The following is an 18,249-nucleotide window of genomic DNA, read 5'->3' as shown; positions in this document are numbered from 1 at the left end:
ATTTCTCAGCGTCGATCTTGCAAGCAAGATCGTTACTCACTCGTTGTTCAGTTTTCAAAGATCAAACATTCAATTTGTTTCTGTTTTCTTTTTCACCGTATTTTCAGCGGCGACTTTTATAATATATCATGTTTAAGTTTACTTTGCAAGCACTTTTTTTGATTTATTTTCAATCGCTTTATTCCAGCGCTTGTTCCGGTTAACTTTTCCTTAAAAAAGGAACGAAAATTAATTTATCATATTGAACAAAAAAGGTCAACCCTTTTTCGACAAAATGTTTCATATCCCTTTTCAAAGCCGCCTATTCTACCTATTACTGATTCATGGTGTCTGAGGTACAGCGCTGGCTTTACGGGCCGCACCTCTCTTATATGGTGAACTTCAGCATCCCACTGACCACATCATTATGGCTTGGATTTTTTTAGTTTGCCGCCTCTAGCATATTTGGATAACTCTTTGGGTGGCGCAAAGCGCGCATACATACGGAACACAGTCTTGTAGCGACTTGCTATGGCGTATTTAATTTCTTGATCGAGACGGTTGTCACTTAAGTCGAACAGCATTTCATCAAGCTCTTTGCGCAATACATAATCCAGTTCCTTGCATTCCTTCTCGTTAAACAGCATACCCAGCATTAGAGTTCTCCTTTTTCTGCATATGGATAATGGCGTGTCCCAGTGTATGTCATATTCGAGCCCCTTTAATTCAGGCTATATATCGGACAGCGCCGGTTTTAGTAGCAAACCCAGGATCATCTTTATTTGTCCTTTGGTATTTGCTACTGAAACCCGTTTTATTGTTATGGTCAACTTTCTGAAAATTTATGAATGTCATCCCATACAAATTTATCCTCGCACCAGGCTGTAGGTAAGTGTACTTTCGATAATCGCTGCAACAAGTAGCAAAATAACAATCCAGCAGGATGCAATTACCGTTGTGCGCATAAACGCACTCCACTGGCTGCCAATCGTATTTCGTTTCTCCCCGCCAAATTGACCAAGACTTTTGAGAGCTAATCCACCAAACCTTAAACCGAATGCACAAGCGATAATAATTACCGGAATTTCAATAATGCCATGTGGAAGAAGTCCTTTTACAACAATATCAAAGAAGCTGGCCCCATAGTTCATTGTGGTGTGTACCAGAAAACCGATAACCATGCCATTGATTAACAGGAAAACGACAGGCAGAATGCCAAAGAAGATACCGGCATAGATCACGAGTACACTTTTGATGGCGTTATTGAAAAAGATAAAGAGGAAGAAGTTCCATTGCACATTGTTCCCCTGCTCCAGCCGCTCACTAACCTCCCTTAGTCCCCCGATTTGATTCAACAATATATCCTCAAGTGTTCCTGTACTCACCCATCCCGTGCCTATTCCAACAACAAACAATACGATCGACCAGATTAATGCACCACGAATGGAACCTAAAGCTCTAAGAAATGTACTGAATTTTAACATAATATCCTCCTGTGGAACCAAGATGTTGGACAAACAAACGTCTGATACGAATAACTGCGAGGTACGAGCATACATTGGAGAGTAAACAAGCATTTCTTATGGGAGAGGGGCGCTTATTGAAATGAACTCGTTCTATGTATTTAGCGGCAAAAAGATCAAACGTTTCCTGATTGTGCTGGTTGCTGCCGTCTTTGCTATCGGGATTATTTATCTGGAGAGCGGCAATATTTCTGTATTCTCGGAGGATGCACCATCCGCCGTATACAGCGTTCCAACTGAGAAGAAGGTTATTGCACTCACCTTTGACATTAGCTGGGGAGATAAAAGGACAGAGCCTATTCTGAAGGTCCTCCAAGAAAATAAAGTTCAGAAGGCCACTTTCTTCTTGTCCTCCCCCTGGAGTAAGACACACCCCGAGATTGTAACAGCCATCAAAGACGCAGGATACGAAATCGGCAGCCATGGTCACAAGCATGATAATTACAGCAGCCTGACTGAAGAGGAAATCCGCAAGGAAATTTCGACAGCTCATAGCATTTTAACCGATTTAACGGGAAAAGAACCGAAATTGCTGCGTCTACCTAATGGCGACTTTGACAAACGTGTTCTCCAGGTTGCCAGCAGTTTGAATTATCAGGTTGTCCAATGGGACACCGATTCGCAGGATTGGAAGAACCCTGGTGTACAGACCATTGTTGATCGTGTAGTTAGCAAGGCGCATCCTGGTGACATTGTGCTGCTGCACGCTAGTGATTCCTCGAAACAAACGCATGAAGCATTACCCGTCATTATCGACAAGTTAAAAAATCAAGGGTATGAATTCGTGACGGTTTCTGAGCTGCTTAACCATTCAAGTGTCAAAGGTACGGAAGTTCGCGACCAAGCCAGTGCACAGTAAACGTTAATTAAAGCAGTATTGCTGAGGCAAACTGTATACTTACCTTCTGTACTCCATGCCTTGTAAAAAGGCGCTGAAGCGCCATAAATGGAAAAGAGCTAACCAGGTTAGCTCTTTTTGGCGTTTTTTTAAGATAATCGCTACGCATGACTTTCTTGTACCTCGGTCTTTCCACTCACCCGCTGCTCCATGGACCCATCTACCAGCCTGTGCAATATCAGCATTTGGTATGCATTACAGATTAACAGTGGAACCACAATAAAGATGGTAGCCGCATTCACATCAATTCGCAGCACACCGATCGTCTCCACCACGGTAACAGCCACCATGAAAAAGAGTGTAGGCACCAGCGCCGAAATATGTGTCTTTTTAACCTTTACGTAAGCGGTAACAATTCCAGCTGCCAAAATAATGATTCCAAGCACAATATCGGATAGCCGTTCTCGTTCCCCACCAACAAACAAACGTAAAAACATGACATCAAGTAACGCCAAAACGGTTAGAACAATCTGTACAATTTGCCAACTGTGTTTCGAAAATACACCTTTGCCCATATAGTTCAATATCAAGTATGCGAAAAAACCCATTTGCGAATACACGCTAATCATAATACCGGAACCAAACAAGATCAGGAGATAAATTAAAAAATCGGTCATTCCATTTGTTTTTTCTCCATTAACCAACATCATAATTAGACCCGTCACTAATGATCCTGCAGCCCCTATAAGCAAAGCTGACCAAAATAGGAAAAACCATTTACGTAAATTCAAATGTTTTCCACCCCCGAGAGTTTATTTTACCAACCTTCACAGCAAAAAACCATCATCATTCAACATATTTAGCGGTTTCCCATCACATACTACATCCAGTATCTAATCAAGGAGGGGTTGTGCACATGAAACGGCCTTTGTGGCAGTTATGCTGTGTCGTACTTGGACTATCCGTCATGCTCGCCGGCTGTGGCTCAGATCAGAATTATTCGCCTCCTCAGGGCGGTTATAAAGAGATGAAAACGATGGTCGTGGATATTCTCAAAAGTGACGAAGGTAAAAAGGCGGTCGAGGAAGCTCTCACTGGACAAAGTTCTTCTGGTGGTGGCGAAGGCGGCGCTTCTGGCCAAAGTGGAGCTTCTGGCGGTGGATCTGGAACAGTGGGTATGAAAATGTTAATGCCTATGCAATCTTCAGAACAAATACGTATAGCTGTAAAAGATACCATCACGGCTCCTGAATACCAGAAGGAATTCGAGAAAATTATGACGGATCCACAGTTTGCAGGTGAATTCGCCAAAGTGATTAACTCCCAAAGCAAGCAACTGCATATGCAATTAATCAAAGATCCAACGTATCAAAAATCCATTGGGGATGTCATGAAATCTCCTGAAGTGTCCAAAATGTTCATGGATATGACCAAAACGCCCGAATATCGTAAACAAACGATGACCGTTATGCAGGAAGTCATGCAAAATCCTTTATTCCGGATGGAAGTGCTGACTTTGCTTAAAAAGGTAGTCCAGGATGAGTTGCAACCCAAAACAGAACAAGGCGGCAAACAGGAGGGCCAAAGCAAAGACGACAATGGGGATGGCGGAAGTGGCAGCAGTGACGGTAGTAGTGATGGTAACAGTGGTGGCGACGGAAGTAATGGAGGATCGTAAGTTGATCATACTTCAAAGTTAAAAGTTATCACATGTTGAAAAAAAGCCCACATCCATGGATGTGGGCCTTTTTATATATTTTACGTCATTAGAAAATTTAAAACTTGGCATCAACAGTTTGGGCAACCTCGTCGTAGATCGCACCGATGCTTGAATCCGCTTTATACACGGATGGTGAAAAATCCGGCTCCGAAATATGATTATCCGGCGCTCCCAGTGGAATCTGTGCAAGCAGCTCTGTATGAAGACTCTCGGCAAGAGTCCCCCCACCGCCCCGGCCAAATACATAATCTTTCTCTCCGCATTTGCTGCATTCATAATAAGCCATGTTCTCTACCACACCAAGCAGCTCATGTTCCGTCTGAATGGCCATGGCACCTGCACGTGCAGCTACAAAGGCAGCGGTTGCATGAGGTGTTGTAACGATGATTTCTTTGCTGTGAGGCAGCATCTGGTGTACGTCTAGTGCGACATCCCCCGTACCCGGAGGCAGATCAAGCAGCATATAATCCAACTCTCCCCAGTTTACATCGGTAAAGAATTGGCGCAACATCCGCCCCAACATAGGTCCACGCCAGATCACCGGGTTATTCTCTCGAATAAAGAATCCCATCGACATCACTTTTACGCCGAAACGCTCAACGGGTTGAATAACCCCGTCCTCAACGACTGGATATTCCTCAATTCCCATCATGTCAGGTACACTGAAGCCATATATATCTGCATCAATCAAGCCAACCTTCTTGCCTTGACGTGCCAGAGCTGCAGCCAAATTAACGGTTACCGTCGATTTGCCGACGCCGCCTTTACCACTAGCAACAGCAATAAAACGTACGCCGGATTCAGGACTTAACAACTCATGTCCGTCCAGCCCTGCTGCATGGCCTTTGACAAGCACTTCGTCCTGGTCTTCCTCATGATCCGCTTGTCCTATGTTCAGGCTCTCACGCTCATGCTCTGACGCTGCACGCAGACGAATATGTACATCATTCACTCCGTGTTGGGACAACAGGTTGCGCGCGGCATCGCTTAGAGCAGTTGTATCCTCTGTGCGGTTCTCCAGCGTCACCATAGTAAGAGCAACATGATTTTCTTTAACCATGACATCACGGACCCACTGCAGTTCAGTCAAACTTACGCCCAATTGCGGTTCCTGCAACGGCTGCAATAGTTCAAGTATCTGTTCTTTTGATAACATCAGACAGCACCTCAGCTTTATCTATTGGCATGTAATTAGGTATGCTGATTCAATTATATCATTACCTTTCTCATTGTGACTAACTTTTAGGACGTTCTCCTGACGAATAACGGAGAATCCCGTTATAGATGGATGCAGCCACTTTACGCTGATAGGTTTCATCTGCAAGAAGACGCGCCTCTTCTGGGTGAGAAAGGAACCCTACCTCCACCAGTGCCGAGGGAATTTTTAACGCCTGGAGCAAATAAACGGTATTTACCGTTTTCGCGATTCGATCTGTATTTTCCAGATTACGAATCATTTCTTGCTGAAGAAGATTGGCTAATCCTGCATTATCGGGATGATTGGGTGTATAAAAAACTTGAGCGCCACTCCAGCGGTTCGAAGGTACACTGTTCATATGAATGCTGATAAAGAGATCTGCCTGCTTATCCTCGATTCTTCTTACTCTTTGTTTCAGATCCTCCGTCTTGCGTTTGGAGTACCCTTTGGTATCAGATGCAGCCAGATCGGTGTCTATTTCTCGGGTCATCACAACCAAGGCCCCTGCTTGCTGCAGATAATCTCGTACGTACAGCGCAATGGATAAATTGATATCTTTCTCAATGACTCCCTGCTTACTCACCGCTCCCCCATCTGGCCCACCATGTCCTGCATCAATGGCAATGACTTTTCCCGCTAATGGCAGCCCCCAGTAACCGGACATTTTGGAGGAGGGCAACTCATACGTCACCACCGCCACAAACATCGCAAGCAAACAAAGGCTTAACATGACCCTCTTCATGGTGCGTAACCTAATCCAGATCACAAAGTGCTTCCCCATATTTTTACGCATAAAAAAACCACCTCGTCCCTATAAATGACTCTAATCATCTATATGGGACAAGATGGACAAATATACCGTTAGGAGCGGACTTGCTCAGCCATTCCTTCAATCAGCACCTCAGCTACCTCTGGGCGCGTAAATTCAGGTGGAGGGCATAGCCCATCTCGTAGCAACCCACGTACTTTCGTGCCAGACAGAGCCATGTGGTGTTCTTTATCATGCGGGCAGGTTTTGCTTGATGCCATGTTGCCACATTTGGTGCAGAAAAAACTATGTTCAAAGAACAAAGGCGTGATACCGAGTTCTTCCGGTGTGAAGTTAGTAAAGATCTCCTGCGCTTCATATGTTCCGTAGTAGTCACCCACACCTGCATGGTCGCGACCTACAATAAAGTGAGTACAACCATAATTTTTACGTACCATCGCGTGGAAAATGGCCTCTCTTGGACCAGCATACCGCATAGCTGCCGGAAATACGCCTAGAAACGCACGATCAGCCGGATAATAGTTCTCCAGCAAAACCAGATAACTCTTCATTCGTACATCGGCAGGCACGTCATCAGACTTCGTTTCGCCTACAAGCGGATTTAAGAACAGGGCGTCCACAATCTCCATTGCACTCTTCTGAATGTACTCATGGGCACGATGGACCGGATTACGCGTCTGAAAACCAACAACCGTCTTCCAGCCCTTATCCTGGAACGTTTTCCGTGTCTCAGCAGGATCATAATAGAACTGTTCGAACTTGGCCGGTTTGGGACGATTCAGCACTTGAATTGGACCTCCTACATACGTTGCAGGTCGTTCCAGCAGTTTCTTCACACCCGGGTGCTCTGGATCATCCGTCTTGAAGACACGATGCGCTTCTTCACCCTGATCTACTTTATATAAGCTCTTCACTTCCAGCAATCCATAGGTTACCCCGTCATTATCGCCTATAAGTGCCACAGTCTCACCGATCTGGAGTGAAGCAGCCTGCTGCTCATCTACAGCTAAGGTAATGGGGATACTCCAGACTGTTCCGTCAGCAAGACGCATACGAGATATAACTGAAAGATAGTCTTCTTCATTCATGAAACCTTGAAGCGGTGAGAATGCACCCACACCAATGAGATCCAAATCCGAAATTGTCCAGCTGTTAATACGTAAAGAGGACAGTTTCTCACTCTCTCGTAATAATTGTTCCCGTTCTTCTCCTTGTACGACACGCTGAATCAGCGTACCTCCATGAGGCAGAATCGAAGTCATCTTGTCAGCTCCCTGTTTCACCATTTTTTATATCATCAAGAATGAATCCAGTGCATTATTAAATCCATCACTTATTCTGAATAAATTATTTATGAAGACCACATTCCGTTTTTTCGTTCCCAGACCAGCGTCCCGCACGTGGATCTTCTCCAGGCATAACCTGACGTGTGCAATACTCACAACCGATACTCGGGTAATTTTGATCATGCAGCGGATTGTACACGACATTATTGACACGAATATAATCCCATACATCCTCTGTAGTCCAATGTGCAATCGGGTTGAACTTCATAAGTCCAAACTTAGCATCATATTCGACCTTCTTGGAATTTGCACGTGTCGGTGCTTGATCTCTCCGAATACCGGTAATCCATGCATCATACTGGGATAGAATACGTGTCAGCGGCTCAACCTTCCGAATATTACAGCAAGCATTAGGATCCGACTTCCACAATTGTTCTCCATGTTGAGCTGCCTGCTCCTCCGGAGTAATTTTCGGAGCCACACGTACAAAATCAAGATTGTATTTCTCTTTCATTTTGTCACGAGTTTCGTATGTCTCCTTAAAATGAAAATCAGTATCTAGATAAAATATATCCGTGGATGGGCTGATCTTCTGAAGCATATCTACAAGTACAACATCCTCCGCACCGAAGCTGCAAGCAAAAGTGATATTTGGAAACGTCTCAATAGCATAACGAATAATATCCTCTGGACTTGCGTTTTCCAATTCTTCAGCCTTCGTCCGTGCAAGTTCTTCTTTCTCCAACAAGTTCATGTCTGCATTTCCCCCATTCTGCATTTCAACAATCACTAAAGCCGACTAATCTAATATGAATTATGTATAGTATAAATCTTTCATGGGGGATGTCAATGCCTGCCATATGGTAAAAAACATCAGTTTTGGGCCATTTTTTTGTTGTTCGTTTTGAATATAATTTGGTGTTAATTATGCATTTAAACGATTTGTGGATAAAAGCATCCATGTGTAGCATCTTTGATTTTTACCTTATCCTTATCTCTTCGTCATTGAAATCCTTTGCCACTGCTGGGTTTATGGTGCCAATTTGATAAAACGATGTATAGAATAACTCTATAGAATCGCAGGAATATAGAAAAACGAGAAGGATTTAATAATGAGATAAATGCGGGAATCCTATTCTTCAATTGTAAGGGACCTTTATCAAAACCATAAGAAAAACTGATGAAAATTGAGAATGAAAAATGAATGATTACAACCATTATGATGTTCCTAACCTGCAAATTTGATCTTTGTGCTATAGGAGGGTTGCGTTTACTGGAGTATTAGCTGGAGGAAGAAACTTTAACCGATACAGAGGAACCCGAAGCTACTTTGGTGCATCTTCTAAAGTAAAGAACATTTAATACACCTATTGATCTGTAAATACAAAAAAGCCTTTGACCGAGGCCAAAGGCTTGTAATGCATATTAACGTTTGGAGAACTGAGGTGCGCGACGTGCGGCTTTGAGACCGTATTTTTTACGCTCTTTCATCCGTGGGTCACGAGTCAGGAATCCTGCTTTTTTCAGGGAAGCACGGTATTCCGGATCTGCTTTCAACAGAGCGCGGGAGATACCATGACGGATTGCGCCGGCTTGACCCGAGATTCCGCCACCATGAGCAATAACAAGAACGTCATAGTTGTTGAGCGTTTCTGTCAAGTTCAGTGGTTGTTTTACGATCAGTTTGAGTGTTTCCAAACCGAAGTATTCATTAATATCACGTTTATTGATGACAATGCGTCCTTCACCCGGTACAAGGCGAACACGTGCTACCGAATGTTTACGACGACCTGTCCCATAGTATTGTACTTGTGCCATGAAACTGTCCTCCTTTTAATTAACCGCGAAGTTCGTAAACTTCTGGTTTTTGTGCTGCATGTGGATGCTCAGTGCCTCTGTACGCTTTAAGTCTCAACTTCATTTTCTCGCCCATGCGAGTTTTAGGAAGCATACCGCGAACAGCCAATTCCAACATACGCTCAGGTTTGTTTTTAACCATCTCTTCAGCTGTAGTTACTTTCAAACCACCTGGGTGCATTGAGTGACGGTAGTATTTTTTACCTTGCATTTTCTTACCAGTCAATACGATTTTCTCAGCATTGATGATAACAACGAAATCGCCAGTGTCCACATGTGGAGTGAATTGTGGCTTGTGTTTGCCGCGAATCAAAGCTGCCGCTTCGCTCGCCAAACGTCCGAGGGTTTTGCCTTCAGCATCAATGATGTGCCATTGGCGCTCAACTTCGTTAGGCTTCGCCATGTACGTAGTACGCATGAAAAGTTCCTCCTTAAAATGTTCAAAATCATCATTTTCATTTATCTTCGTTCGTTAAGTTATAACTTTAGGTGTTGATGGATTGTAAATTTGATGTGAACCTCTTAATTGGGGCTGTGGGAAAGCCATTAAGAAAACACAACTTTTATATTACATGATAGGCGATTAAATCGCAAGTGTTAATTAAGCTTTTCACTCACCAAATTTAATCTTTTTTGTATTCAAGATCCCAGAGCATTAAACCGCAGCTAACTGCAGTAGGTCCTGCAGCAGATCGATTACATGCAGCAATCATATTTGGTACATCAGAGGCTTTCCGTTTGCCCTCTCCGATCTCCAGCAGTGTACCTACAATGATACGAACCATATGCTGCAAAAAGCCGTTACCACTCACATAAATGTGAATGACACCCTGATCGCGCGGATGGTCTCTGCACATTGATCGGTCCACTTCCATCCATGCTTCGTACACCGAACGGACATGATTCTCTTTCTGAGACTTGCGTGAAGCAAAAGAGGTAAAATCATACGTCCCTATGAAATGTCGTAAGCCCTCCTGCATTGCCATAATATCAAGCTTCGCATGATGATGATATTGCAGTCTTCTGTTGAATACATCCGGAAATTGATTCGCATTGACTGTATAACGATACGTTTTCTTTTTCGCTGCATAGCGAGAATGAAAATCAGCCGAAACTTCAATCGCATCAATAACGACAATATCGGAGGGTAATCTGGAGTTGAGTGCAATACACCAACGTTCAATCGGGATCTGGGACTCCGTAGGAAAATTGAAGATTTGTCTGCGGGCGTGAACACCTGCATCTGTTCGGCCTGAACCTGTAATTTTAACCTTCTCACCGGTTAAAGCACGAATCGCATCTTCAAGATGATCCTGAATGGTATTCCCACCCGGCTGTACTTGGAAGCCGAAATAGGCAGTGCCATCATAAGTTAACGTCATACATAAGTTCCGCATTATTACCACACCTTTGTTCCATACTATACATATCCCTATCCCGAACAGCAAAAGAAGCCCCTTACGGAGCTTCTATTACAGCACGAATTCCGAAATGAAGAGAAAAAAAGGGTTAATCCAGAATCGTTGATTCTGTCCCCTTTCCTCATCTCATCTGTTTTACGCGCGGTCTACCAGTTCCAAGTAAACCATTGGCGCTGCGTCACCACGACGAGGTCCCAGTTTCAAGATACGAGTGTATCCACCTGGACGCTCAGCGTAACGACCGGACAATTCGCTAAACAGTTTTTGGATTGCATCTTGCTCACCATCGATAGTTTCGCGGCGAACATAAGCTGCCACTTGGCGACGGGCATGAAGATCTCCCTTTTTCGCTTTAGTGATCAGTTTTTCAGCAATAGAACGAACCTCTTTTGCTTTCGCTTCAGTTGTCTGAATGCGTTCGTATAAGAACAGGTCGGTTACCAGGTCACGGAACAAAGCTTTACGTGCGCTGGAATTACGGCCCAACTTTTGGTATGCCATTGTTTTCCCTCCTTCACTTCAAGCACTCGGCTGTCTATTCTTCTGTACGGAGTCCCAAACCAAGTTCCTCAAGCTTCTCTTGAACTTCTTCCAAAGACTTGCGTCCGAGGTTACGGACTTTCATCATGTCTTCTTCTGTTTTCGTAGTCAGCTCTTGTACGGTATTAATACCGGCACGTTTGAGGCAGTTGTAGGAACGAACAGAGAGATCCAGCTCTTCGATCGTCATTTCGAGTACTTTTTCTTTTTTGTCTTCTTCTTTTTCGACCATAATCTCTGCATCTTTCGCTTCGTCTGTAAGACCCACGAAGAGCATCAGATGCTCGGTCAAAATTTTAGCGCCAAGGCTTACAGCCTCTTCAGGACGAATACTTCCGTCAGTCCAAACTTCCAACGTGAGCTTGTCATAGTTGGTTACTTGGCCAACACGCGTATTTTCCACAGCGTAGTTAACGCGGCTGATCGGGGTGAAGATGGAATCGACTGGGATGACGCCGATCGGCTGGTCATCGCGTTTATTCCGATCTGCCTGGACGTAGCCGCGACCGCGATTGGCAAAAATACGCATGTGAAGTCTCGAACCTGGTCCGAGCGTAGCAATGTGCAAATCCGGGTTAAGGATTTCCACATCGGAGTCAGCACGGATATCTCCAGCCGTAATTGCTCCTTCGCCTTCAGCATCAATCTCGAGCACTTTCTCCTCATCAGAATGAATTTTAAGCGACAAAGCTTTCAGGTTAAGAATGACCTCCGTAACATCTTCCATTACGCCAGGAACTGTAGCAAATTCATGCAGAACGCCATCGATTTGAACCGAAGACACTGCCGCACCCGGCAGTGACGAGAGCAAGATTCGGCGAAGCGAGTTTCCAAGCGTCGTACCGTATCCGCGCTCCAGCGGTTCTACTACGAATTTCCCATAGGTGCCATCATCGTTGACGTCTACCGTCTCAATTTTCGGCTTTTCGATTTCAATCACTGCAATACCCCTCCTTCAAAACGTCGGTCCTCTATGAAACATTTACCTTCTCTTGCGAAAACATGTAGTAGTATGCCTAAACAACCATTATTAGCAGATTGTGCCGGAAATATACCACACGCAGGGGCAAATCTCATTAGACACGACGACGTTTTGGAGGACGGCATCCGTTATGCGGGACTGGAGTTACGTCTTTGATCAGGTTAACTTCAAGACCAGCAGCTTGCAAAGAGCGGATCGCTGCTTCACGGCCTGCGCCTGGTCCTTTAACCATAACCTCAACGGCTTTCATCCCATGTTCCATTGCAGCTTTGGCAGCAGTCTCAGCAGCCATTTGTGCAGCAAACGGAGTCGATTTACGGGAACCTCTGAATCCGAGGCCGCCGGAGCTTGCCCACGAAATTGCGTTTCCGTGAGGGTCCGTAATGGTAACGATAGTGTTATTGAACGTGGAGCGGATATGTGCCACGCCAGATTCAATATTTTTACGGTCACGACGTTTAGTACGTACGACTTTTTTCGGTTTAGCCATTTTCTCTTATCCCCCCTTATTATTTCTTCTTGTTCGCTACAGTACGACGAGGACCTTTACGAGTACGAGCATTCGTTTTCGTACGTTGTCCACGAACAGGCAGACCACGACGATGACGAACTCCACGGTAACAACCGATCTCCGTCAAACGTTTAATATTCAAAGAGATTTCACGACGCAGGTCACCTTCTACTTTGACCTCTTTGTCGATACTTTCACGCAATTTGCTGACTTCATCTTCCGTCAAATCACGGACACGAGTGTCCCGATTGATGCCTGTTGTGCTCAGAATTTTCTGGGAAGTCGTTTTACCGATTCCGAAAATATAAGTCAAGGCGATCTCAACGCGCTTATCACGTGGCAAATCCACACCAGCTATACGTGCCATTTTACGCTACACCCCCTTCTTTAACCTTGTTTTTGTTTGTGTTTCGGATTTTCACAGATAACCATAACATTCCCTTTGCGGCGAATGACTTTGCATTTTTCGCAAATCGGCTTGACCGAAGGTCTTACCTTCATGTGAATTACCTCCTCAAAGTTTTGCTAAGCAAAACCCTCTTCGTAAGCATTGACCTTGTTTTACCATTGTAAAACCGGCTTCGAAGCTTTCGCAAGTTTTGCCGGGCAAAACCCGCTTCATAAGCTTCACAGTTCATTGCAACTGTCTACTACTATTTACGGTAAGTTATACGACCTTTTGTCAAATCATAAGGTGATAACTGAACAACTACTTTGTCTCCAGTCAGGATACGAATAAAGTGCATCCGCAACTTGCCGGAAACGTGAGCGAGAATTTGATGACCGTTCTCAAGCTCAACCTTGAACGTTGCATTCGGTAGCGGTTCGAGAACCGTACCTTCCACTTCAATGACATCTTCCTTGGCCATTAGTCAGTCTCCTTTCTCTTCAGCTTGAATGTTGGTGGATTCCAGAAACGAATGAACCGCATAGCGGAGCTTTCCGTTTGTCACCCGACCACTCTCGTTTAAACTGTTTACAACCTCGCTGCTAATCATCGGCTGGAGTTCAAGATGAAGAATATTCTTCTTCTTGGGTTGATCAAACTTACGTTTGTCCCCATCCGCAATATATACGAACTTACTGTCCGCTATAGCAACAATTACTGCGGCTTGGTCCGCATTGCGGCCTTTACGGATCTTCACAAGTTGACCGAGCTGCGGATTAGACTGATTGTTCATGCCTTATCACCTACGCATTCAGTTTTGTGAAAATTTCCATGCCTTCATGTGTAACTGCTACGGTGTGTTCAAAGTGGGCGCATAACGATCCATCAACAGTGACGACAGTCCAGTTATCTTCCAACGTTTTCACATACCGTCTACCTGCGTTAACCATCGGCTCTATGGCCAGCACCATGCCCGCTTTAAGCCGTGGTCCCCGATCAGGAAGACCATAGTTCGGAATCTGTGGTTCTTCGTGCAGATCAGCTCCTATACCGTGACCGACATATTCACGTACTACCGAGAACCCTTCATCTTCAATATATTTCTGAATCGCATGAGATATTGTAAACAAGCGAACGTCCGGTTTTACCAGCGCCAGACCTGCGTATAACGAAGCCTCGGTAACGTCCAGAAGACGACGGGCTTCTTCGGAAATACGGCCGACTGGATAAGTCCAGGCGGAATCTCCGTGATAACCCTGGTACTGCGCGCCAATGTCAAACGTAACGATATCGCCCTCGTTCAACTTTCGTTTGCCGGGAAATCCATGCACCAACTCTTCATTCACTGAAGCGCACACACTGGCAGGGAAACCGTTATAACCTTTGAAAGACGGCACAGCTCCTTGACTGCGGATGTATTGATCGGCCATATGGTCAAGTTCTCCAGTCGTAATACCGGGAGCGATATGCTCTGCCAAGAGACGATGCGTTTCCGCAACAATTCTCCCTGCTTCCCTCATCAAGCCCAGTTCCGTTTCGGACTTACCAATGATCATTCAATTAACCTCGCAGCAGGGACACGATTTCATGAGAAACTTGATCGATATCCTGCTCTCCGTCCATTTGACGAAGAAGGCCTTTGTTCTCATAAAATGTGAGGAGTGGTGCTGTTTTGTTGATATATTCGTCGAGACGTGTGCCTACGCTCTCTTCATTATCATCAGAGCGCTGGTACAAGTCACCGCCGCATTTATCACAAATACCTTCCTGCTTGGGCGGATTGAACACGACATGATATGTGGCGCCACAGTTCTTACAAATACGACGACCCGTCAAACGGGCGAGCAATTTGTTGCGGTCCACTTTCAGGTTGATTACATGATCGAGACCTGAGTTCAGTCGATCCAGAATGCCATCGAGCGCTTCTGCTTGAGACAGGGTTCTTGGAAATCCATCCAAGAGGAATCCTTCTCTGCAATCAGGCTGCTGCAAACGTTCTTCAACAATGCCGATGGTTACATCATCTGGTACGAGCAATCCTTGATCCATATATTCTTTGGCTTTCAGGCCAATGGGAGTTCCCTGCTTAATCGCCAGACGAAATGCATCGCCTGTTGAAATGTGGGGAATACCGAACTCTTTCACAATGACGTCTGCTTGCGTTCCTTTTCCTGCCCCCGGAGGGCCCATGAATAGGATGTTCACGTTATGTCACTCCCTCCAAGACTACCCTACATCAACAAACAGCACAATAGGTGCCGGCAAGTAAATCTTAGCTTGACCGGTACCTATTGCCTATTTATTGATAAAACCTTTGTAGTGGCGTTTGATCAATTGGCTTTCGATTTGCTTCATGGTATCCAGCGCAACACCGATAACGATCAGGAGAGAAGTTCCTCCAATTTGCGCTGATTGAGGCAAACCAGAAAGTGCCCCCAAGATTACAGGCAGAACGGAAATTACTGCCAAGAAGATGGCACCTGCCGTTGTCAAACGAGTCATGACACGGGTCAGATATTTCTCGGTTGCTTTACCCGGACGAATGCCTGGGATGTAACCGCCGTTCTTTTTCATGTTGTCAGCCATCTGCTGTGGATTCATCTGTACAAAAGTATAGAAGAATGTGAACCCGAAAATCATCACTACATAGAGTAACATACCCAGAGGTTTGTGAGTAGTGAGATTGGCTCCGATCCACTGTGCCCACGTACGATCAGCCCAGAAGTTTGCGATGATCGATGGGAACATCAACAGAGATGAAGCAAAGATGACAGGGATAACACCTGCTGCATTAATCTTCAGCGGGATATGTGTGTTCTGTCCACCGTACATTTTGTTACCTACGACACGTTTAGCGTACTGTACAGGAATTTTCCGAATCGCCTGCTGGATGTAAATGACACCTATGATAATCAGCACAATAACAATTGCGACGATTACCCCTTTAAGAATGTTCATGAACAGTTGATCAGCTTGGATGAAGTCGGATTCGATCGTTTGTTTGATAATATTAGGTACCGTTGATAGGATACCCGCAAAGATCAAAATCGAAATCCCGTTTCCTATGCCCTTTTCGGTGATCTGCTCACCAAGCCACATTAGGAATGAAGTACCGGCCGTAAGTACAATTGCGATCAAGATATAATCTGCAAATGTTGCGTTAGGCACCATTTCTGTATTGTACAAGCGGTTGAATCCGATCGACGTACCAAACGCTTGAATCAATGCCAGACCTACCGTTAAATAACGGGTCAGCTGTGCAGATTTCTTCTTACCTTGTTCACCCTGCTTTGCCCACTCCGCTAATTTAGGAATAACGTCCATGGAAAGCAGCTGCACTATGATAGACGCAGTGATGTAAGGCACGATCCCGAGCGCAAATATCGAGAACTGGAAGAGCGCTCCACCCGAGAACGTATTGAGAAGTCCAAAAACTTCTTTACCCGCAGAATTTGTCGCTTCGAACACATCTTTGTTAACTCCCGGTACGGGAACAAAGGAGCCGATGCGGTAAATGATCAGTACAAAAAGGGTAAATAATACCCTTTTGCGCAGATCTTCAACCCGCCAGATATTCTTTAGGGTCTTGAACATTAAATCACCTCAGTTGTACCGCCGGCAGCTTCAATTTTCTCAATAGCAGATTGAGAAAACTTGTTAGCTTTAACAGTCAGCTTCACAGTGACATCACCGTTACCCAGGATTTTGATTCCGGATTTAGCGTTTTTAACTACGCCGTTCGTCATCAAGAATTCTGGAGTTACTTCAGTACCCGCAGCAAAACTGTTCAGGTCTTCAGTATTCACAACTGCATATTCTTTGCGAGTTGGGTTTACAAAACCACGTTTTGGCAAGCGACGATACAATGGATTTTGTCCACCTTCGAAGCCTGGACGTACTCCACCGCCAGAACGAGCGTTTTGTCCTTTGTGACCGCGACCTGATGTTTTACCTGTACCACTACTTGGACCGCGACCAAGACGTTTACGTTCTTTGCGGGATCCAGGAGATGGTGAAAGCTCATGTAACTTCATCGTTCGTTGCACCTCCTTAAAGATTTGTGGGATTAACCCGTTTTTAAGCTTCTACTTCTTTAACAGCAACCAAGTGGCTTACTTTGTTAATCATACCACGGATGGCAGGATTATCGTTTTGTACCACTTTGCTATTGATTTTGCGCAAACCCAATGTTTTCACAGTTGTTCTTTGCGTCTCCGGACGTCCGATCAAGCTGCGGACGAGGGTAATTTCTAATTTAGCCATGAGAATTCCCTCCTTAACCCAGAAGCTCTTCGACGGATTTTCCGCGCAGTTTAGCCACGTCTTCAGCACGCTTCAAACGGGACAAACCTTCCAAAGTCGCATTGACCATGTTCATGGAATTCGAAGAACCCAGAGATTTTGTCAAAATGTCACCTACACCAGCAAGTTCGAGAACCGCACGTACAGGACCACCAGCGATAACACCAGTACCTTCAGATGCTGGTTTCAACAGCACGCGTCCTGCGCCGAACTTACCTGTTACCAAGTGAGGAATCGATGTTCCTACGAGTGGAACGTGTACAAGGTTTTTCTTAGCGTCTTCAATACCTTTGCGAATTGCATCAGGTACTTCGCCCGCTTTACCGATACCAGCTCCAACCCAGCCGTTGCCGTCGCCGACTACAACCAGTGCGCTAAAGCTGAAACGGCGTCCGCCTTTTACTACTTTAGCTACGCGATTAATATTTACAACTCTTTCAGTCAGTTCCAAAGTATTCGGATCTACACGCAAGTCGTTAACCTCCTTTTGAAAAATATCTTAAAACTCAAGTCCTGCTTCACGAGCCGCTTCAGCCAATGCTGCGATACGACCATGGTACAGATAACCGCTACGGTCAAATACGATGTTGGAAACACCTTTGTCTTTAGCACGTTTAGCAACGAGTTCGCCAACTTTACGAGCTGATTCAACAGATGCACCATTTTTGATGTCAGTGCTCAATTCTTTGTCTACGGTAGACGCGGAAGCGATTGTTACACCAGCAACATCATCGATGATTTGAGCATACATATGTTTACCAGAACGGAATACGTTCAAACGAGGACGTGCTGCCGTTCCTTGGATTTTCTTACGAACACGCAGGTGTCTTTTCAGACGTGCCTTGTTTTTATCTGTTTTCGTAATCATCTCAGGGATTCACTCCTTTCAGGTTACCTCGCTGGCTTCAAACCGGAAGCCACGGGGTATATTAGAA

Annotated in this window: 26 protein-coding genes; 2 read left to right on the top strand and 24 right to left on the bottom strand. The window is 44.9% G+C overall.

Features of this window, described 5'->3' with window-relative positions:
- Positions 1 to 404: 404 nt before the first annotated feature.
- Both BUA17_RS29955 and BUA17_RS29950 read right to left on the bottom strand, forming a co-directional pair.
- Positions 405 to 635, bottom strand: a complete 231-nt coding sequence (locus tag BUA17_RS29955) for a hypothetical protein (protein WP_017692114.1) — start codon at positions 633 to 635, stop codon at positions 405 to 407.
- Between the two features lie 210 nt (positions 636 to 845).
- Positions 846 to 1,463 carry a stage II sporulation protein M gene (locus tag BUA17_RS29950; RefSeq protein WP_072735848.1) on the bottom strand — a complete coding sequence of 206 codons (618 nt, stop codon included), beginning with the start codon at positions 1,461 to 1,463 and terminating at the stop codon, positions 846 to 848.
- Positions 1,464 to 1,584: 121 nt separating this feature from the next.
- Between BUA17_RS29950 and pdaB the strand changes: the two genes are divergently transcribed.
- On the top strand, positions 1,585 to 2,361 hold the full coding sequence (gene pdaB, locus BUA17_RS29945; RefSeq protein WP_063567436.1) for a polysaccharide deacetylase family sporulation protein PdaB: 777 nt from the start codon (positions 1,585 to 1,587) through the stop codon (positions 2,359 to 2,361).
- 140 nt (positions 2,362 to 2,501) lie between these two features.
- Here the strand turns inward: pdaB and BUA17_RS29940 are convergent, their stop codons facing one another.
- Positions 2,502 to 3,131 (bottom strand): KinB-signaling pathway activation protein, encoded by a 630-nt coding sequence (locus BUA17_RS29940; protein ID WP_072735847.1) that lies wholly within the window; start codon positions 3,129 to 3,131, stop codon positions 2,502 to 2,504.
- Positions 3,132 to 3,256: 125 nt separating this feature from the next.
- Between BUA17_RS29940 and gerD the strand changes: the two genes are divergently transcribed.
- Positions 3,257 to 4,018, top strand: a complete 762-nt coding sequence (gerD, locus tag BUA17_RS29935) for a spore germination lipoprotein GerD (RefSeq protein ID WP_063567434.1) — start codon at positions 3,257 to 3,259, stop codon at positions 4,016 to 4,018.
- 97 nt (positions 4,019 to 4,115) lie between these two features.
- On the opposite strand, the gene BUA17_RS29930 is transcribed toward gerD, so the two are convergent.
- The 21 genes from BUA17_RS29930 to rplR form a co-directional block, all read right to left on the bottom strand.
- On the bottom strand, positions 4,116 to 5,216 hold the full coding sequence (locus BUA17_RS29930) for an Mrp/NBP35 family ATP-binding protein (protein WP_063567433.1): 1,101 nt from the start codon (positions 5,214 to 5,216) through the stop codon (positions 4,116 to 4,118).
- A 79-nt stretch (positions 5,217 to 5,295) separates the two neighbouring features.
- Entirely contained in the window at positions 5,296 to 6,051 is a 756-nt protein-coding gene (cwlD, locus tag BUA17_RS29925; RefSeq protein ID WP_063567432.1) for an N-acetylmuramoyl-L-alanine amidase CwlD, read from the bottom strand.
- A gap of 68 nt (positions 6,052 to 6,119) precedes the next feature.
- Positions 6,120 to 7,289, bottom strand: coding sequence for a sulfate adenylyltransferase (gene sat, locus BUA17_RS29920; RefSeq protein WP_072735846.1), 1,170 nt, complete (start codon positions 7,287 to 7,289; stop codon positions 6,120 to 6,122).
- Between the two features lie 85 nt (positions 7,290 to 7,374).
- On the bottom strand, positions 7,375 to 8,067 hold the full coding sequence (locus BUA17_RS29915; RefSeq protein ID WP_063567430.1) for a phosphoadenylyl-sulfate reductase: 693 nt from the start codon (positions 8,065 to 8,067) through the stop codon (positions 7,375 to 7,377).
- Between the two features lie 671 nt (positions 8,068 to 8,738).
- Complete coding sequence (gene rpsI / locus BUA17_RS29910; protein WP_017692105.1) at positions 8,739 to 9,131, bottom strand: 30S ribosomal protein S9; 393 nt, start codon at positions 9,129 to 9,131, stop codon at positions 8,739 to 8,741.
- Positions 9,132 to 9,150: 19 nt separating this feature from the next.
- Positions 9,151 to 9,588, bottom strand: a complete 438-nt coding sequence (rplM, locus tag BUA17_RS29905; RefSeq protein WP_024633564.1) for a 50S ribosomal protein L13 — start codon at positions 9,586 to 9,588, stop codon at positions 9,151 to 9,153.
- Positions 9,589 to 9,793: 205 nt separating this feature from the next.
- Complete coding sequence (gene truA, locus BUA17_RS29900) at positions 9,794 to 10,567, bottom strand: tRNA pseudouridine(38-40) synthase TruA (RefSeq protein WP_017692103.1); 774 nt, start codon at positions 10,565 to 10,567, stop codon at positions 9,794 to 9,796.
- 159 nt (positions 10,568 to 10,726) lie between these two features.
- Complete coding sequence (rplQ, locus tag BUA17_RS29895; protein WP_017692102.1) at positions 10,727 to 11,092, bottom strand: 50S ribosomal protein L17; 366 nt, start codon at positions 11,090 to 11,092, stop codon at positions 10,727 to 10,729.
- 34 nt (positions 11,093 to 11,126) lie between these two features.
- Positions 11,127 to 12,071: a DNA-directed RNA polymerase subunit alpha gene (locus tag BUA17_RS29890; RefSeq protein WP_017692101.1), complete on the bottom strand. Its 945-nt coding sequence runs from the start codon at positions 12,069 to 12,071 to the stop codon at positions 11,127 to 11,129.
- A gap of 136 nt (positions 12,072 to 12,207) precedes the next feature.
- Positions 12,208 to 12,603 (bottom strand): 30S ribosomal protein S11, encoded by a 396-nt coding sequence (rpsK, locus tag BUA17_RS29885; RefSeq protein ID WP_017692100.1) that lies wholly within the window; start codon positions 12,601 to 12,603, stop codon positions 12,208 to 12,210.
- 19 nt (positions 12,604 to 12,622) lie between these two features.
- Positions 12,623 to 12,991 (bottom strand): 30S ribosomal protein S13, encoded by a 369-nt coding sequence (gene rpsM / locus BUA17_RS29880; protein ID WP_053779200.1) that lies wholly within the window; start codon positions 12,989 to 12,991, stop codon positions 12,623 to 12,625.
- 20 nt (positions 12,992 to 13,011) lie between these two features.
- Positions 13,012 to 13,125 (bottom strand): 50S ribosomal protein L36, encoded by a 114-nt coding sequence (gene rpmJ, locus BUA17_RS29875; RefSeq protein WP_003333770.1) that lies wholly within the window; start codon positions 13,123 to 13,125, stop codon positions 13,012 to 13,014.
- A 152-nt stretch (positions 13,126 to 13,277) separates the two neighbouring features.
- Positions 13,278 to 13,493, bottom strand: a complete 216-nt coding sequence (gene infA, locus BUA17_RS29870) for a translation initiation factor IF-1 (RefSeq protein ID WP_017692098.1) — start codon at positions 13,491 to 13,493, stop codon at positions 13,278 to 13,280.
- Between the two features lie 3 nt (positions 13,494 to 13,496).
- Positions 13,497 to 13,805: a KOW domain-containing RNA-binding protein gene (locus BUA17_RS29865; protein ID WP_024633568.1), complete on the bottom strand. Its 309-nt coding sequence runs from the start codon at positions 13,803 to 13,805 to the stop codon at positions 13,497 to 13,499.
- Between the two features lie 10 nt (positions 13,806 to 13,815).
- Positions 13,816 to 14,568 carry a type I methionyl aminopeptidase gene (gene map, locus BUA17_RS29860; RefSeq protein WP_053779202.1) on the bottom strand — a complete coding sequence of 251 codons (753 nt, stop codon included), beginning with the start codon at positions 14,566 to 14,568 and terminating at the stop codon, positions 13,816 to 13,818.
- A gap of 4 nt (positions 14,569 to 14,572) precedes the next feature.
- Entirely contained in the window at positions 14,573 to 15,217 is a 645-nt protein-coding gene (locus BUA17_RS29855) for an adenylate kinase (RefSeq protein ID WP_024633570.1), read from the bottom strand.
- Between the two features lie 90 nt (positions 15,218 to 15,307).
- The gene (secY, locus tag BUA17_RS29850) at positions 15,308 to 16,606 is read right to left on the bottom strand and encodes a preprotein translocase subunit SecY (protein WP_063567428.1); all 1,299 of its coding nucleotides are present in this window, start codon (positions 16,604 to 16,606) and stop codon (positions 15,308 to 15,310) included.
- On the bottom strand, positions 16,606 to 17,046 hold the full coding sequence (rplO, locus tag BUA17_RS29845) for a 50S ribosomal protein L15 (protein ID WP_062836188.1): 441 nt from the start codon (positions 17,044 to 17,046) through the stop codon (positions 16,606 to 16,608). Before rplO ends, secY begins: the two co-directional genes overlap by 1 nt.
- Before the next feature lie 43 nt (positions 17,047 to 17,089).
- Positions 17,090 to 17,275 (bottom strand): 50S ribosomal protein L30, encoded by a 186-nt coding sequence (gene rpmD / locus BUA17_RS29840; RefSeq protein WP_017692092.1) that lies wholly within the window; start codon positions 17,273 to 17,275, stop codon positions 17,090 to 17,092.
- A gap of 13 nt (positions 17,276 to 17,288) precedes the next feature.
- A complete protein-coding gene (gene rpsE / locus BUA17_RS29835) occupies positions 17,289 to 17,786 on the bottom strand; it encodes a 30S ribosomal protein S5 (protein WP_017692091.1) in 498 nt (165 codons plus the stop codon).
- 27 nt (positions 17,787 to 17,813) lie between these two features.
- A complete protein-coding gene (gene rplR, locus BUA17_RS29830) occupies positions 17,814 to 18,182 on the bottom strand; it encodes a 50S ribosomal protein L18 (protein WP_063567427.1) in 369 nt (122 codons plus the stop codon).
- Between the last annotated feature and the right edge of the window lie 67 nt (positions 18,183 to 18,249).

The organism is Paenibacillus sp. ov031, from assembly GCF_900143165.1.
Lineage (GTDB): Bacteria > Bacillota > Bacilli > Paenibacillales > Paenibacillaceae > Paenibacillus > Paenibacillus marchantiae.
Note: the sequence above shows the minus strand (reverse complement) of the source record. Positions and strands in the feature narration are given on the sequence as shown.

Coding starts and splice junctions, on each gene's coding strand:
- BUA17_RS29955 (WP_017692114.1), bottom strand. CDS start 635: ATGCTGGGTATGCTGTTTAACGAGAAGGAATGCAAGGAACTGGATTAT.
- BUA17_RS29950 (WP_072735848.1), bottom strand. CDS start 1,463: ATGTTAAAATTCAGTACATTTCTTAGAGCTTTAGGTTCCATTCGTGGT.
- pdaB (WP_063567436.1), top strand. CDS start 1,585: ATGAACTCGTTCTATGTATTTAGCGGCAAAAAGATCAAACGTTTCCTG.
- gerD (WP_063567434.1), top strand. CDS start 3,257: ATGAAACGGCCTTTGTGGCAGTTATGCTGTGTCGTACTTGGACTATCC.
- BUA17_RS29930 (WP_063567433.1), bottom strand. CDS start 5,216: ATGTTATCAAAAGAACAGATACTTGAACTATTGCAGCCGTTGCAGGAA.
- cwlD (WP_063567432.1), bottom strand. CDS start 6,051: ATGCGTAAAAATATGGGGAAGCACTTTGTGATCTGGATTAGGTTACGC.
- sat (WP_072735846.1), bottom strand. CDS start 7,289: ATGACTTCGATTCTGCCTCATGGAGGTACGCTGATTCAGCGTGTCGTA.
- BUA17_RS29915 (WP_063567430.1), bottom strand. CDS start 8,067: ATGAACTTGTTGGAGAAAGAAGAACTTGCACGGACGAAGGCTGAAGAA.
- rpsI (WP_017692105.1), bottom strand. CDS start 9,131: ATGGCACAAGTACAATACTATGGGACAGGTCGTCGTAAACATTCGGTA.
- rplM (WP_024633564.1), bottom strand. CDS start 9,588: ATGCGTACTACGTACATGGCGAAGCCTAACGAAGTTGAGCGCCAATGG.
- truA (WP_017692103.1), bottom strand. CDS start 10,567: ATGCGGAACTTATGTATGACGTTAACTTATGATGGCACTGCCTATTTC.
- rplQ (WP_017692102.1), bottom strand. CDS start 11,092: ATGGCATACCAAAAGTTGGGCCGTAATTCCAGCGCACGTAAAGCTTTG.
- rpsK (WP_017692100.1), bottom strand. CDS start 12,603: ATGGCTAAACCGAAAAAAGTCGTACGTACTAAACGTCGTGACCGTAAA.
- rpsM (WP_053779200.1), bottom strand. CDS start 12,991: ATGGCACGTATAGCTGGTGTGGATTTGCCACGTGATAAGCGCGTTGAG.
- rpmJ (WP_003333770.1), bottom strand. CDS start 13,125: ATGAAGGTAAGACCTTCGGTCAAGCCGATTTGCGAAAAATGCAAAGTC.
- infA (WP_017692098.1), bottom strand. CDS start 13,493: ATGGCCAAGGAAGATGTCATTGAAGTGGAAGGTACGGTTCTCGAACCG.
- BUA17_RS29865 (WP_024633568.1), bottom strand. CDS start 13,805: ATGAACAATCAGTCTAATCCGCAGCTCGGTCAACTTGTGAAGATCCGT.
- map (WP_053779202.1), bottom strand. CDS start 14,568: ATGATCATTGGTAAGTCCGAAACGGAACTGGGCTTGATGAGGGAAGCA.
- secY (WP_063567428.1), bottom strand. CDS start 16,606: ATGTTCAAGACCCTAAAGAATATCTGGCGGGTTGAAGATCTGCGCAAA.
- rplO (WP_062836188.1), bottom strand. CDS start 17,046: ATGAAGTTACATGAGCTTTCACCATCTCCTGGATCCCGCAAAGAACGT.
- rpmD (WP_017692092.1), bottom strand. CDS start 17,275: ATGGCTAAATTAGAAATTACCCTCGTCCGCAGCTTGATCGGACGTCCG.
- rplR (WP_063567427.1), bottom strand. CDS start 18,182: ATGATTACGAAAACAGATAAAAACAAGGCACGTCTGAAAAGACACCTG.